The 13870-nt window shown below is 67.6% G+C and carries 13 protein-coding genes; 4 read left to right on the top strand and 9 right to left on the bottom strand.

Features of this window, described 5'->3' with window-relative positions; all coding sequences use genetic code 11:
- Positions 1-54: 54 nt before the first annotated feature.
- A complete protein-coding gene (locus BDI24065_RS06770) occupies positions 55-1113 on the bottom strand; it encodes an ATP-NAD kinase family protein (RefSeq protein ID WP_175030561.1) in 1059 nt (352 codons plus the stop codon).
- Positions 1114-1644: 531 nt separating this feature from the next.
- Here BDI24065_RS06770 and BDI24065_RS06765 point away from each other — a divergent pair.
- A complete protein-coding gene (locus BDI24065_RS06765; RefSeq protein WP_175030560.1) occupies positions 1645-3561 on the top strand; it encodes a sigma-54-dependent Fis family transcriptional regulator in 1917 nt (638 codons plus the stop codon).
- Positions 3562-3580: 19 nt separating this feature from the next.
- Here BDI24065_RS06765 and BDI24065_RS06760 read toward each other — a convergent pair whose 3' ends face one another.
- Positions 3581-4033 carry a carboxymuconolactone decarboxylase family protein gene (locus tag BDI24065_RS06760; protein WP_175030559.1) on the bottom strand — a complete coding sequence of 151 codons (453 nt, stop codon included), beginning with the start codon at positions 4031-4033 and terminating at the stop codon, positions 3581-3583.
- Entirely contained in the window at positions 4017-4478 is a 462-nt protein-coding gene (locus tag BDI24065_RS06755; RefSeq protein WP_175030558.1) for a MerR family transcriptional regulator, read from the bottom strand. The genes BDI24065_RS06760 and BDI24065_RS06755 overlap by 17 nt, the downstream gene beginning before the upstream one ends.
- A 286-nt stretch (positions 4479-4764) precedes the next feature.
- Here BDI24065_RS06755 and BDI24065_RS06750 point away from each other — a divergent pair, with 286 nt between their 5' ends.
- Both BDI24065_RS06750 and BDI24065_RS06745 read left to right on the top strand, forming a co-directional pair.
- Entirely contained in the window at positions 4765-5376 is a 612-nt protein-coding gene (locus BDI24065_RS06750) for a ComEA family DNA-binding protein (protein WP_175030557.1), read from the top strand.
- An 88-nt stretch (positions 5377-5464) separates the two neighbouring features.
- Positions 5465-5902 (top strand): YidB family protein, encoded by a 438-nt coding sequence (locus BDI24065_RS06745; RefSeq protein ID WP_175013583.1) that lies wholly within the window; start codon positions 5465-5467, stop codon positions 5900-5902.
- Between the two features lie 103 nt (positions 5903-6005).
- Here the strand turns inward: BDI24065_RS06745 and clpB are convergent, their stop codons facing one another.
- Positions 6006-8603: an ATP-dependent chaperone ClpB gene (gene clpB / locus BDI24065_RS06740; RefSeq protein ID WP_175030556.1), complete on the bottom strand. Its 2598-nt coding sequence runs from the start codon at positions 8601-8603 to the stop codon at positions 6006-6008.
- Positions 8604-8760: 157 nt separating this feature from the next.
- The gene (locus BDI24065_RS06735; protein WP_175030555.1) at positions 8761-9279 is read right to left on the bottom strand and encodes an Rrf2 family transcriptional regulator; all 519 of its coding nucleotides are present in this window, start codon (positions 9277-9279) and stop codon (positions 8761-8763) included.
- Positions 9280-9530: 251 nt separating this feature from the next.
- Here BDI24065_RS06735 and BDI24065_RS06730 point away from each other — a divergent pair, with 251 nt between their 5' ends.
- On the top strand, positions 9531-10091 hold the full coding sequence (locus BDI24065_RS06730) for a group III truncated hemoglobin (protein WP_175030554.1): 561 nt from the start codon (positions 9531-9533) through the stop codon (positions 10089-10091).
- Between the two features lie 72 nt (positions 10092-10163).
- On the opposite strand, the gene BDI24065_RS06725 is transcribed toward BDI24065_RS06730, so the two are convergent.
- The 4 genes from BDI24065_RS06725 to thrC all read right to left on the bottom strand — a co-directional run bounded on the left by BDI24065_RS06725 (position 10164) and on the right by thrC (position 13869).
- Positions 10164-10640, bottom strand: a complete 477-nt coding sequence (locus BDI24065_RS06725) for a molybdenum cofactor biosynthesis protein MoaE (RefSeq protein WP_175030553.1) — start codon at positions 10638-10640, stop codon at positions 10164-10166.
- Between the two features lie 10 nt (positions 10641-10650).
- Positions 10651-10908: a molybdopterin converting factor subunit 1 gene (gene moaD / locus BDI24065_RS06720; protein WP_011352296.1), complete on the bottom strand. Its 258-nt coding sequence runs from the start codon at positions 10906-10908 to the stop codon at positions 10651-10653.
- 19 nt (positions 10909-10927) lie between these two features.
- Positions 10928-12175, bottom strand: coding sequence for a molybdopterin molybdotransferase MoeA (locus BDI24065_RS06715; RefSeq protein WP_175030552.1), 1248 nt, complete (start codon positions 12173-12175; stop codon positions 10928-10930).
- A 242-nt stretch (positions 12176-12417) separates the two neighbouring features.
- Positions 12418-13869 carry a threonine synthase gene (gene thrC, locus BDI24065_RS06710; protein ID WP_175030551.1) on the bottom strand — a complete coding sequence of 484 codons (1452 nt, stop codon included), beginning with the start codon at positions 13867-13869 and terminating at the stop codon, positions 12418-12420.
- Position 13870: the final 1 nt, after the last annotated feature.

The following is a 13870-nucleotide window of genomic DNA, read 5'->3' as shown; positions in this document are numbered from 1 at the left end:
TGTCTCCTTGATGATCGTTATGGATATCGAAATGTCACACGGTAAAACGGCGTCTCAGTAGCGCCACTCGCCGGCATCGCGCAGCAGCTGCCGTGACGACGCGTAGCGCAGCGTGCGGCCGACGTCGACCGTCAGCGGCCCGCGCCAGTCGAGCGAGATCTCGTAGCGATCGCCGCGCGCGACCTCGATCTCGCGCTCGCCGTCGAACGCGAGCGTGCCGTGCTCGAACGGGATCGTCTGCCATGCACCCGGCTCGAGCCGCTCGCAACTGCGCATCACGACGCGGTCGACGCGGCCCGGCGCAATCGGTGCGACGAGCGGCGTGCCGGCCGTCTTGCCTTCGGCCGCGAAGCGCATTGCAAGCCCGTGCGGCGCGCTGCGTTCGAGCGGCGCCCACGCGCCGCCGAGCGCGGATAGCCCGATTCCGTCCGGTTCCGCAAACGTCAGGTAGAGCGAATCGATGTCGTCGGACCCCGAGATCGCGCGGGCGCCGATGAAGCGCTGCCGCGCGGCGCACACGTCGACGAGCGCGATCTCCTCGCGCCCCGGCTGCGCGCCCGCCACGCAGCGCACGACGAGCCGCTTGTTGCGCGTGAACGCGACTTCAGCCGGCACCGCGCCGGTGGCGGCAAGTCCCGCCGCGACGCCGGCGACGGTGGCTTCGCGATGTTCGGGAAACGCGTTGTTGGTGCCGGTGGACAGCGCGACGAGCGGCGTCGCGCCGCAGTGCGCGGCAACCGCGCGATGGGTGCCGTCGCCGCCGAGCACGACGATCAGTGCGACTTCCGTCCGGTGCAGGTACGCGGCGCCGGCCTGTGTATCGGCGACGGAATCGGTGATCGGCAGGTCGACGAATTCGACCTCGGGCCAGCGCTCGCGCGGCGCGACCGCACGATGGGTGTCGATCGCGCGCAGCAGCAGCGTCGCGATGCCCGTGCGGTCGCGCAGCGTCAGCACGCGCTCGACGCCCATCGCGCCGAGGCCGGCCAGCAGGCGCACGATCATGTTCGCCTTCTCGGCCGTCGGAAACACGGAGGCATGCGTCGTGAGGCGGCGGATGTCGCGCCCCGATGCGGGGTTCGCGATCACACCGACGGTAACGGGCGTCGTCACGGGTTCGTCTCCATCCAGTTGGCCGGCCGCGGTGCATTGGCGTGCGCCGGGTCCTGCCTGTCTCGTCCGCTGCCATCGTCGGGCGGCGGATCGTCGCCGACGCGACCGCGCCGACTTGCCCGTGATCTCTGCAAGCGGCGTGCCACCGTGCGTGCGATGAACGTGAAACCCTTGTGAATGCGGGAGCAGCCGGTATGCAGGCGTTCCTGATTCGATGCTGGAAGGACGGAGCGCGCGGCAACTCGGCCTGCGCGTCTCACATCGCCGATGCGATGAAACGGCTGCCGCGTCGCCGGTGCAAGCGCACCGCTCTGGCCGCAAACCCCGCGGTATCGGGGCGCCGCGCAGGCCGCGTCATGCCGGACGATCTCCGCCTGTCGCACATGAACGTGTCTCAACGACACGAGACAGTCCGCGATACCGGTGAGACGAACGTCTCACGCCCGCCGCGTGCTGCGATGCAATGTGATCCGGCGAACGGGATGTGCTACAAGAACATCGCATCCCCGCCGTACGGAACCGGAGCCGACCATGCCCTACGCCGTCCCCCAGGCCCAGCACGCCGACCGAGTGCTCGGCGCGCTCGCCGGACGCCTGCCCGCGCCGGCCGATTCCACGCGCCTCGTGTCGTCGTGGCAACGGTCGCTGGAGCGCTACTGTCTCGACCCCGCATCATCGATCGGCCCGCGCGTGCTGACCGCGGCCGAGCTGCGCGAAGTGCGCGACAAGGAGGAGGCCTTCCTGCGTGCGTCGGGCCAGTGCCTGACGCGGCTGCACGACATGATCCGCGTCGCCGACTACTGCGTGATGCTGACGGACGCGCACGGCGTGACGATCGACTACCGGATCGACCGCGAGCGCCGCAACGACTTCCGTCATGCGGGGCTGCACATCGGCTCGTGCTGGTCGGAAAGCGAGGAAGGCACGTGCGGCGTCGCGAACGTGCTGACCGATCTCGCGCCGATCACCGTGCACAAGACCGATCACTTTCGCGCGGCATTCACGACGCTCACCTGCAGCGCGGCGCCGATCTTCTCGCCGGGCGGCGAGCTGATCGGCGTGCTCGACGCGTCGGCCGTCCACTCGCCCGACGGCCGCGACAGCCAGCGTCTCGTTTATCAACTCGTGCGGCAGAGCGCAGCGCTGATCGAGGACGGCTATTTCGTACATAGCACCGCGCAGCACTGGATCCTGTTCGGGCATCCGAATCGTCACTATGTCGAAGCGCAACCGGAGTGGCTGATCGCATTCGACGAATGCGGCAATATCGTCGCTGCGAACCGGCAGGCGCGCGACGCGCTGCCCGCACTGCGTGAACCGCGCCATATCGACGAGATCTTCGATGCGACCGAGATGCCGCTGCGCGATGCCGCGCGACTCGATGCGATCGTCGCACTGCGGCTGCGCGCGACCGGCGCGCCGCTCTATGCGCGGCTGCGTGCGCCGCTACGGCGCACCGGCCGCGAGCCCGGCACGGCCTCGCGCCGCCCGGGCACCGCGCAACGCCACGTCGGCGCGCTGACGCCGTTCCTGCACAGCAGCGACACGCATATCGCACAACAGGCCGAACTCGCGCTGCGTGTCGCGAGCAAGCGGCTGCCGATTCTCGTACTCGGCGAGACCGGCGCGGGGAAGGAAGTGTTCGCGCGTGCGATCCACGACGCCGGCGCACGGCGCGCGCGGCCGTTCGTCGCGGTCAACTGCGGCGCGCTGCCGGAAGCGCTGATCGAGAGCGAACTGTTCGGCTATGCGGCCGGCGCGTTCACCGGCGCACGCAAGCACGGCGCGCGCGGCAAGATCGCGCTCGCCGACGGCGGCACGCTGTTCCTCGACGAAATCGGCGACATGCCGCTCGCGCTGCAGACGCGCCTGCTGCGCGTGCTCGCCGATGGCGAAGTCGTGCCGCTCGGCAGCGACACGCCCGTTCGCGTCGATCTCGACGTGATCTGCGCGACGCACCGCGATCTCGCGCGCATGGTGGCCGACGGCATATTCCGCGAGGACCTGTACTACCGGCTGAGCGGCGCGACGTTCGAACTGCCGCCGCTGCGCGAGCGCGCCGATGTGCGCGACGTGATCGCCACTGTATTCGCCGAGGAGGCACAGGCAACCGGCCACGTGCTGACGCTCGATGCGACGCTCGCCGAACAGCTCGCCGCGTACCCGTGGCCCGGCAACGTGCGGCAATTGCGCAACGTGCTGCGCTATGCGTGTGCGGTGTGCGACGCCGCGCGCGTGACGCGGCAGGATCTGCCGGCCGATATCGCCGCGCAACTCCGCGGCGTAGTACCCGGCACGCTACCCGACGACGAACGCGGCCGCATCGTCGCGGCGCTCACCGCGCATCGCTGGCGGCCCGACGCGGCCGCGCAGGCGCTCGGCATCTCGCGTGCGACGCTGTACCGGCGCATCGCGAAGCACCGGATCGTCGCGCCGCACCGCGCGTGACGATCCGGCGCGTCGCCCCTCATGCGTCCTGCGCTGCCGCTTCGCGCGCGTTCGCGGTGCCACCCGCCTCATCGGCCTTGCCGGCCGCTTCGTCGCGTCGCACGAACACCTCCTGCGCGGCGAACAGCGCGTTGAGCGCGGCCGGGAAACCCGCGTAGACGGCCATCTGCATGAACACCTCGACGATCTCGTCGCGCGTGCAGCCGACGTTCAGCGCGGCCTCGATATGCACCTTCAGTTGCGGCTGCGCGTTGCCGAGCGCGGCCAGCGCCGCGATCGTCGCGATCTCGCGCGCTTTCAGGTCGAGCTGCGGCCGGCTGTAGATGTCGCCGAAGCCGAACTCGACGAGCAGCCGCCCGAAATCCGGCGCGATCGGCGCGAGCGCCGCGATCACGCGTTCCCCCACTTCACCGTCGATTTCCTTCAGCTTGTTCCAGCCGCGCGTGTAGCGATCTTCAACGAGTCGTTCCATGGTGTCCGTCCTGTTCCGGTAGAGAGTAAGAAGGGTTTGCCTGTCGTTCCGACTCGCGCTCCCGCGCCTCGTAGTACGCGATCTTGTCGCTGATCACGTCGAGGCTCGCCTGCAGCTCCGCGATATGCGCGCGCACCGCGTCGCGATGCGTGACCAGCAGGCTGCGCCGCGCACCGAAGGTCGACTCGCCTTGTGCACGCAGTACCGCGAACGCCTGCATCTGCGCGATCGGCATGCCGGTCGCCTTCAGGCGCATCACGAAGTCCAGCCAGTCAAGGTCGGACGGCGCATAGAGCCGGTGCCCGGCCGCCGTGCGCGAAATCGCGCGCAGCAGGCCGACCTGCTCGTAGTACCGCAGCGTATGCGTCGACAAGCCGGTCATTTCGGCGACTTGCCCGATCGTCAGCGGACCGGCGGCGGAAGGTTTGGATACGGTTTTCGACATGGCAGGAACAAGGTTAGGAGTTAGAGTTCACTCTAAGTCAAGCCCTGTCGAACAGCTAGCGCGACGATCGTCGGCGACATGCCGGCGACACCGTAAAGAATGGTCAAAACCGCCGCCCGACACGGGTTTCTGTCTTTACAGCGCCGCAAGCCTTCAGCAAGATTCGGTCAGCCTGTCTTAAAAAGGGCACGCATTTGTCCTATGCTTAACGGCGACGCCCGGCCACGCCTCGACCTGCCGTCCGTTGCAACAGCCATTCATCCGTCAGAACCAGGGAGCCTTTGCCATGCTGAAAAAGCTGCTGATGCTGTTCGTCGCGCTATCGCTGTCGCTCGCCGCAGGCCTTGCCGCGGCCGTCGAAGTCAACTCGGCTGACCAGGCCACGCTCGAATCCGTGAAGGGTCTCGGGCCCGTGAAGTCGAAGGCGATCATCGACGAACGCACCAAGAACGGCCCGTTCAAGGATGCGGACGATCTCGCGAACCGCGTCAAGGGCCTCGGCACGAAGTCGGTCGGGCATCTCGAGGAAAACGGCCTGACGATCGGCGGCTCGTCGACGCCGCCGAAGGGCGTGAAGCTGTCGAAGCCGGCCGCGACGACATCGGCCACCACGTCGGCAACGACGTCGGCAGGCACGGCATCGACGTCCACGACCGCGACGGCCGGCACCACGGCCACTGCGCCGGCACCGGCGGCAAGCGCGCCGGATGCGGCGGCGAAGCCGGCCAAGGCCAAGCGCATGACGAAGAAGGAAAAGGCGGCCGCAGCAGCGGCGGCATCCGCCGATGCGGGTGCGAGCGCACCGGCCGCAGCGTCGTCGGCAAAGGCGACGAAGGGTTCGAAGAAGAAGAGCAAGAAGGACAAGGCAGCCTCCGCCGCCGCGGCGTCGGGCGCCTGATATGCGCCGCGCGCACGACAGCGTGCGCGCGGCATTCGTTCAACGGGCGCCCACTGCGTGGCGCCCTTATCGGTAAAGGTGAAGAACCATGGGTCTCCTCGACATCGTTGGCGGTCTGATCGGCGGCCAGGCCGGCGGCAACTCGCAAAGCGCGCTGATCACGACCGCGCTCGAATTCATCAACAACCAGCCGGGCGGCCTGAACGGCCTGATCGAGAAGTTCAAGGCCGGCGGCGCCGGCGACGTCATCGGTTCGTGGGTCGGCACCGGCCAGAACCAGCCGATCTCGCCGGACGCGCTGCAGAACGTGCTCGGCTCGGACGCGATCGGCGCGCTGGCAAGCAAGTTCGGTGTCGACCCGTCGATGGCGTCGACCGTGCTCGCGCAGGTGCTGCCGCACGTCGTCAACCACGCGACGCCGGACGGCGCCGTGCCGGCCGATGGCCAGGCACAGGTCGACCCGTCGAACGTGCTCGGCTCGCTGTCGCAGATCGCCGGCATGTTCGGCGGCAACAAGCAGGGCTGAAGCGCTGCGTCGTTGCGACGCTCCATAAGCAAACACCCCGCCGAGGCGGGGTGTTTGTTTTTGCGCGCCCGGCGCGAACCGGGCGGCGGCCGGAGGCCTGCGATCAGTGAACGACGCGGTCGAACACGAACTTGCCGTCGTGGATGTCGACCGGAATCACGTCCTTCGGACCGAAGCGGCCCGCGAGGATGAGCTTCGCGACCGGGTTCTCGATCTCCTGCTGGATCGCGCGCTTCAGCGGACGCGCACCGAACAGCGGATCGTAGCCGACCTTGCCGATCTGTTCGAGCGCCGCCTCCGACACGTCGAGCGCCATGTCGAGCTTCGCGAGCCGGTCGTGCAGGCGTGCGAGCTGGATCTTCGCGATCGACTCGATGTTGCTGCGGTCGAGCGCATGGAACACGACGACGTCGTCGATCCGGTTCAGGAACTCGGGGCGGAAATGCTGCTTCACCTCGAGCCACACCGCGTCCTTGATCTCTTCCTGCGGCGCACCCGTCATTGCCTGGATCACCTGCGAGCCGAGGTTCGACGTCATCACGATCACCGTGTTCTTGAAGTCGACCGTGCGCCCCTGCCCGTCCGTCATGCGGCCGTCGTCGAGCACCTGCAGCAGCACGTTGAACACGTCCGGATGCGCCTTCTCGATCTCGTCGAGCAGGATCACGCTGTACGGCTTGCGACGCACGGCTTCCGTCAGGTAGCCGCCTTCCTCGTAGCCGACATAGCCCGGCGGCGCGCCGATCAGCCGCGCGACGCTGTGCTTCTCCATGAACTCGCTCATGTCGATGCGGATCAGGTGCTCTTCCGAATCGAACAGGAACGACGCCAGCGCCTTGCACAGCTCGGTCTTGCCGACACCCGTCGGGCCGAGGAACAGGAACGAGCCGTACGGACGGTTTGGATCGGCGAGACCCGCACGCGAACGGCGGATCGCATCGGCCACCGCGCTGATCGCCTCGTGCTGGCCGACCACGCGCTCATGCAGTTTTTCCTCGATGTGCAGCAGCTTCTCGCGTTCGCCCTGCATCATCCGCGACACGGGAATCCCGGTCGAACGCGACACGACTTCCGCGATTTCCTCCGCACCGACCTGCGTGCGCAACAAGCGCGGGCGCGTCGGGTTGTGCTGCTCCTGCTCTTCGGCCTGCGTGACCTGCTTCAGTTGCGCCTCGAGCTGCGGCAGCTTGCCGTACTGCAGCTCCGCAACCTTCTCCAGCTTGCCGTCACGCTGCAGCCGCGCGATGTCGGCGCGCACCTTCTCGATCTCTTCCTTCAGCTGCGCGCTGCCCTGCACCGCGGCCTTCTCGGCGGTCCAGATCTCCTCGAGGTCCGCATATTCGCGGCCGAGGCGCTCGATCTCTTCCTCGATCAGCTGCAGGCGCTTCTGCGATGCTTCGTCCTGCTCCTTCTTCACCGCTTCGCGCTCGATCTTCAGCTGGATCAGACGCCGGTCGAGCTTGTCCATCTCTTCGGGCTTCGAATCGATTTCCATCTTGATCTTCGAAGCGGCTTCGTCGATCAGGTCGATGGCCTTGTCCGGCAGGAAGCGGTCGGTGATGTAGCGATGCGACAGCTCGGCCGCGGCGACGATCGCCGGATCGGTGATGTCGACGCCGTGGTGCAGTTCGTACTTCTCCTGCAGCCCGCGCAGGATCGCGATCGTCGCCTCGACGCTCGGCTCGTCGACGAGCACCTTCTGGAAGCGGCGCTCGAGCGCGGCATCCTTCTCGATGTACTTGCGGTATTCGTCGAGCGTGGTCGCGCCGATGCAGTGCAGCTCGCCGCGCGACAGCGCCGGCTTCAGCATGTTGCCCGCATCCATCGCGCCTTCGGCCTTGCCCGCGCCGACCATCGTGTGGATTTCGTCGATGAAGACGATCGTCTGGCCTTCGTCCTTCGCGATGTCGTTGAGCACCGACTTCAGGCGCTCCTCGAATTCGCCGCGATACTTCGCGCCGGCAAGCAGCGCGGCCATGTCGAGCGACAGCACGCGCTTGCCCTTCAGCGTCTCGGGCACTTCGCCGTTGACGATCCGCTGCGCGAGCCCTTCGACGATCGCCGTCTTGCCGACGCCCGGCTCGCCGATCAGCACCGGGTTGTTCTTGGTGCGGCGCTGCAGGATCTGGATCGAACGGCGGATTTCGTCGTCGCGGCCGATCACCGGATCGAGCTTGCCCGCACGGGCGCGCTCGGTCAGGTCGACCGTGTATTTCTTCAGTGCCTCGCGCTGGCTTTCCGCGTCCTGGCTGTGCACCTGCGAGCCGCCGCGCACCGCGGCGATCGCGGCTTCCAGCGCCTTGCGCGTGAGGCCGTGCTGGCGCGCAAGCTTGCCGGCGTCGCCCTTGTCGTCGGACACGGCGAGCAGGAACATCTCGCTCGCGATGAACGTGTCGTTGAGCTTCTGCGCTTCCTTGTCGGCCTGGTTCAGCAGCCCGGCCAGTTCACGGCCGATCTGGATGTCGCCGCCCGTACCCGTCACTTGCGGCAGGCGCGAGATGGCCTCGTTCAGCGCGCCTTGCAGCGCCTGAATGTGAACGCCCGCGCGCGACATCAGCGAGCGGGCGGAACCGTCCTGCTGCGCGACCAGCGCCGCGAGAACGTGAACGGGTTCGATGTATTGATTGTCGCGGCCTGCCGCGAGGCTTTGCGCGTCCGCGAGTGCTTCCTGGAACTTGGTGGTGAGCTTGTCGATTCTCATTTAGTCGAGACCTCCAATTTTCGATTAACACCAAGATGAGGATGGTTATGCGGCTTTCAAGCGAAATTCGGGTTGATTCAGCGCAAAAATCGATGGATAGCCTCGAAGCGGCCCGGGGACGGGCCACGGCTGGATTGCGGCGCGCGGCGAGCGCGTATCAGCCGGCCGTCGACGGCGGCTCGACGGACGCAGGCGCGTCTTCCGGCGACGGCTCGGCACGCATGCGCACGACCGGACGGATGCCGAGCAATGCCACGAGGGGCGAAGCGGGTTCGACCAGCTCGCCGACCGTGTGACGGTCGAGTTCGGCGAAGAACGCATCGCGCGCGGCTGCCAGCACGCCCTTCAGGCGGCACTGCGGCTCGATGACGCAGCCGCGCGACGCGTCACCGTCGGTCGAGAAGCAGCCGACCAGCGCGAAATCGCTCTCGGTCGCACGCACGACCTGGCCGACGGTGAGTTGCAGCGATTCGGGAAACAACCGCAGCCCGCCATTGCGGCCACGGACGGTGTCGACCCATCCCAGCTCGCCGAGCTGCTGCACGACTTTCATCAGATGGTTCTTCGAGATGCCGTAGGCGTCCGAGATCTCCTGGATCGTCGCGAGTCCCTCGCCACGCACGGCAAGGTACAGCATCACGCGCAGCGAATAGTCGGTGTAGTCGGTGAGTCTCATGGGCGAATACGGAAAAGATCGATCGTGCCCCGATTACGTGAGCCGGGCCGATCGGGATGCGCACGAGGCCGGTTGACGGCCCTGTTCCGCGGTCCCGGGTTGCCGGGATGGCGCGCGCGCAATAAGATGCGTGACACTTACACGTTTTTCAGGGGTTGTTGGACGCTATTTTGCGTCAAAATCCGGCCGGCGTCCTGCTCGATGCCCGCGCCGTCGCCCCGGCGTTGCCTATTTCTCCCGGCCCTTTTTCCATGACCGTCCTGCCCGCCTCGCCCGATACCGCCCCGGCCCGCCCTCGCGACACCGAGCCGACCGAAGAGAACATCCGCGATCTCGTCTACGCGTTCTACGACCGCGTGCGCGCCGATCCGCTGCTCGGGCCCGTGTTCGACGCGAAGCTGGCCGGCCGCTGGGACGACCACCTGCCGAAGATGGTCATGTTCTGGTCGAGCCTCGTGCTCGGCACCAAGGGCTATCGCGGTAACGTGCAGCAGGCGCACCAGCCGCTCGATGGAATCGAGCCGGCCCATTTCAGCCGCTGGCTGTCGCTGTTCCTGAAAACCGTCGAGGCGCGCTACGCGCCGCCCGCGGCGATCCGCTTCATGGAACCGGCGCTGCGGATCGCGCAGAGCCTGCAGTTGAGCCGGTTCGGCTGGGACTACCAGATTCCGCCCGAGCAGCAGGCGCTGCTCGACGCGGTCGCGCCGCGCCGTCGCGACGCGGGCGACGATCCGCACGCGTTGCCGTCGCGTGCCCGCGGCGAGCCGTTTCCGACGAAGATCATCGGGCGCAGCAGCGATCCGGACGCGTAAGCGGAACGGGTGGCCATCGCGCGCGCCGCTTGCACGCATGCGGCATCGCGCCGCATTACCCAGGCGCCACGCTCAGCGCCGCGTATTGCCCGATTCGATGCCCCAGCGCGCGAGCGCGGCATCGTCGGTACTGCGCGCATCGACCCAGCGCTCGCCATCCGGCGTGGTTTCCTTCTTCCAGAACGGCGCTTCCGTCTTCAGGTAGTCCATCACGAATTCGCACGACGCGAACGCATCGCCGCGGTGCGACGCAACCGTTGCGACCATCACGATCTGGTCGAGCGGCAGGAGCCGACCGACCCGATGCACGATCGCGACGTCAATGCCCGGCCAGCGCCGGGCGGCCTCGGCGGCGATCTTCTCGAGCGCCTTCTCGGTCATTCCCGGATAGTGCTCGAGCTCCATTGCCGCAACCGAATCGCCTTCGTTCAGATCGCGCACCGTGCCGACGAAGCACGCGACCGCGCCGATCTTCGGGTTGCGCGCACGTAATACCGCAACCTCGGCGTTCAGGTCGAAGTCGTCGGTCTGGATTCGTACCGTAGCCATCGCCGGTGCCTCAACCGCCCGTGACCGGCGGAAAGAACGCAACTTCGCAGCCTTCGGTCAGCCGCGTGTCGGGATCGGTCATCTCGTGATTGCACGCCATGCGCAGTGCGCGCCCTTCCGCGAGTGTCTCGGCCCACGCACCGCCGCGCACGCGCAACCACGCGCGCACGTCGCCCACGGTGGTGACGCTGTCCGGCACGTCGGCCTGCTCGTCGGCGACGCCCAGTGCCTCGCGCACGCTTGCAAAAAATTTCAGCTGAATCTTCATGGTTCGGGAAGCCGTCGCGTTACGACAGCAGTTCGGAAAACGGAATGAAACGCACGGTTTCGCCGGCGCTGATCGCGTGTTGCGGCGGGTTGTCGATCAGGCCATCGCCCCACACCGTCGACGTCAGCACCGCCGAACTCTGGTTCGGGAACAGGTCGAGACCGCCGGCCGCGTTGACGCGCGCACGCAGGAATTCGTTGCGCCGGTCGCCCTTGTTCTGCGAAAAGTCGGCGCGCAGCGACAGCGCGCGCGGCGCGACGTCGCGCACGCCGGACAGGCGCAGCAGGAACGGTCGCACGAACAGCAGGAACGTGACGAAGCTCGACACCGGGTTGCCGGGCAGCCCGATGAAGTGCGCGTCGGGGCGATCGTCGCCGCGACGCACAGCGCCGTAAGCAAGCGGCTTGCCGGGCTTCATCGCGATCTGCCATAGCGCGAGCCGCCCTTCGGCCTCGACTGCCGGCTTCACGTGATCCTCGTCGCCGACCGACACGCCGCCGCTCGTCAGGATCACGTCGTGATCGCGTGCAGCCTCGCGCAGCGTGTCGCGCGTCGCGGCGAGCGAATCGGGCACGATCCCGTAGTCGGTCACGTGGCAGCCGAGCCGCTCCAGCAACCCGCGCAACGTGAAGCGATTCGAGTTGTAGATCGCGCCTGGCTTCAGCGGCTCGCCCGGCATCGTCAGCTCGTCGCCGGTGAAAAACACCGCGACGCGAATCCGCCGCGCGACGGACAGCTGCGCGCAGCCGACCGACGCGGCCAGGCCGAGCGCCTGCGGCGTGAGCCGCGTGCCGGCGGGCAGGATCACCGAGCCCTGCCGGATATCCGCACCCTGCGCGGTGATCCATTCACCGGCCTTCGGCGTGTGCAGGATCTCGACCGCATCGCCATCGGCCGCCGTCTGCTCCTGCATCACGACGGCGTCGGCACCGGGCGGCACCGTCGCGCCGGTGAAGATCCGCGCGGCCGTGCCGGCCGCGAGCGGCGCGGCCGGATGACCGGCCGGAATGCGCTGCGACACCGGCAGACGCCGCTCGCCATGCAGCAGGTCGGCGACGCGCACCGCATAGCCGTCCATCGCGCTCGTATGCATCGGCGGCACGTCGAGCGGCGAGCTCACGTCGGCTGCCAGCACGCGCCCGAGCGCATCGAGCGTGGCGACGGTTTCGGTGCCGGGCAACGGCTTCGCGGCATCGAGCAGCGCGGCGAGTGCCTCGGCGGTCGACAGCATCGGCGCGCGCGGCGCCGCGGGATTCGGGTTCGACATCGATGGAATCGGGGATCGTTGGATTCAATACGTCATTGTAGCGACGCCGTCGCGCGGGCGCGCGATATGGCGGACATGCGGAAACTGTGATCGGCGCGAACGTGCGGGTCTGGCACTTGTTTCGGGCGCGGTGCGGCTGTAAGCGCGCGGCACCGCCAAACGAAACGGCCGGAACCCCGATCCGTTCGACGAATCGGCATTCCGGCCGTCCTGCGCAGCCGGGCTCGCGGCCCGGCCGTGCGTCATGCGCCCGTATGGGCGGCGATGAAGTCCTTCACCTGCTGCGCGTCGGCGTTCACGACCTCGAAACGCTGCGGCAGCGCCTCGAGCCCGTCGAATGCGGCCGGCCGCTCGGCTTCGCGATCGAGTGCCTCGCGAATCGTCTCGCCGAACTTGATCGGCTGCGCCGTCTCGAGCACGACCATCGGCACGCCCGCGTCGAGATGCTCGCGCGCGACCTTCACGCCGTCGGCCGTGTGCGTATCGATCATCGTGTCGTACCGCGAGAACACGTCGCGGATCGTCGCGATGCGGTCCGTGTGGCCGCTGCGGCCCGACACGAAACCGAACTCGGCCACACGCGCGAAATCGCCGCTCGCCGCCAGATCGAAGCCGCCCTTCTCCTCGACGTCGCGGAACAGCTGCATCACGCGCGCCGGATCGCGGCCGAGCAGGTCGAACACGAAGCGCTCGAAGTTCGATGCCTTCGAGATGTCCATGCTCGGGCTGCTCGTGTGATAGGTGTTCTCGGCGCTACGCACGCGATACGCGCCCGTGCGGAAGAACTCGTCGAGCACGTCGTTCTCGTTGGTCGCGACCACCAGCTTCGCGATCGGCAGCCCCATCATCCGCGCGATGTGGCCTGCGCAGACGTTGCCGAAGTTGCCCGACGGCACCGTGAACGACACGCGCTGGTCATTGGATCGGGTCGCCGCGAAGTAGCCCTTGAAGTAGTACACGACCTGCGCGACGACGCGCGCCCAGTTGATCGAGTTGACCGTGCCGATCTTCTGCTGCGCCTTGAACGCGTGATCGTTCGACACGGCCTTCACGATGTCCTGGCAATCGTCGAACACGCCTTCGACCGCGAGGTTGAAGATGTTCGGATCCTGCAGGCTGAACATCTGGGCCGTCTGGAACGCGCTCATCTTCTTGTGCGGCGACAGCATGAACACGCGCACGCCGGCCTTGCCGCGCATCGCGTATTCGGCCGCGCTTCCCGTGTCGCCGGACGTCGCGCCGAGAATGTTCAGCGTCTGTCCGTGCTTCGCGAGCGTGTACTCGAACAGGTTGCCGAGCAGCTGCATCGCCATGTCCTTGAACGCGAGCGTCGGGCCGTTCGACAGTTCGAGCAGCGAGATCGGCACGCCGTTCTCGGTGCCGAGCGTCTTCAGCGGCGTGATGTCGGCTGCGTTCTCGCCATGGCGCGTGTTGCGGTACACGTCGGCCGTGTACGTGCGGCGCGTGATCGCGCGCAGGTCGTCGGCCGGCACGTCGTCGCAGAACTTCGACAGGATCTCGAACGCGAGATCCGCGTACGACAGCGTGCGCCAGCGCGCGAGCTCGTCGGCGGACACCTGCGGATACTCGGTCGGCAGGTAGAGCCCGCCGTCCTTCGCGAGGCCGCCGAGCAGGATGTCGGAGAACGTGTGGCGCTCGCCGATGCCGGCGCCGCGCGTGGAGATGTAGTTCATG

It is taken from the genome of Burkholderia lata (assembly GCF_902499025.1).
Taxonomy (GTDB): domain Bacteria; phylum Pseudomonadota; class Gammaproteobacteria; order Burkholderiales; family Burkholderiaceae; genus Burkholderia; species Burkholderia lata_C.
Note: the sequence above shows the minus strand (reverse complement) of the source record. Positions and strands in the feature narration are given on the sequence as shown.

Coding starts and splice junctions, on each gene's coding strand:
- BDI24065_RS06745 (WP_175013583.1), top strand. CDS start 5,465: ATGGGTCTCCTCGACATCGTTGGCGGTCTGATCGGCGGCCAGGCCGGC.
- BDI24065_RS06765 (WP_175030560.1), top strand. CDS start 1,645: ATGCCCTACGCCGTCCCCCAGGCCCAGCACGCCGACCGAGTGCTCGGC.
- BDI24065_RS06735 (WP_175030555.1), bottom strand. CDS start 9,279: ATGAGACTCACCGACTACACCGACTATTCGCTGCGCGTGATGCTGTAC.
- BDI24065_RS06750 (WP_175030557.1), top strand. CDS start 4,765: ATGCTGAAAAAGCTGCTGATGCTGTTCGTCGCGCTATCGCTGTCGCTC.
- BDI24065_RS06715 (WP_175030552.1), bottom strand. CDS start 12,175: ATGTCGAACCCGAATCCCGCGGCGCCGCGCGCGCCGATGCTGTCGACC.
- BDI24065_RS06760 (WP_175030559.1), bottom strand. CDS start 4,033: ATGGAACGACTCGTTGAAGATCGCTACACGCGCGGCTGGAACAAGCTG.
- moaD (WP_011352296.1), bottom strand. CDS start 10,908: ATGAAGATTCAGCTGAAATTTTTTGCAAGCGTGCGCGAGGCACTGGGC.
- clpB (WP_175030556.1), bottom strand. CDS start 8,603: ATGAGAATCGACAAGCTCACCACCAAGTTCCAGGAAGCACTCGCGGAC.
- thrC (WP_175030551.1), bottom strand. CDS start 13,869: ATGAACTACATCTCCACGCGCGGCGCCGGCATCGGCGAGCGCCACACG.
- BDI24065_RS06725 (WP_175030553.1), bottom strand. CDS start 10,640: ATGGCTACGGTACGAATCCAGACCGACGACTTCGACCTGAACGCCGAG.
- BDI24065_RS06730 (WP_175030554.1), top strand. CDS start 9,531: ATGACCGTCCTGCCCGCCTCGCCCGATACCGCCCCGGCCCGCCCTCGC.
- BDI24065_RS06755 (WP_175030558.1), bottom strand. CDS start 4,478: ATGTCGAAAACCGTATCCAAACCTTCCGCCGCCGGTCCGCTGACGATC.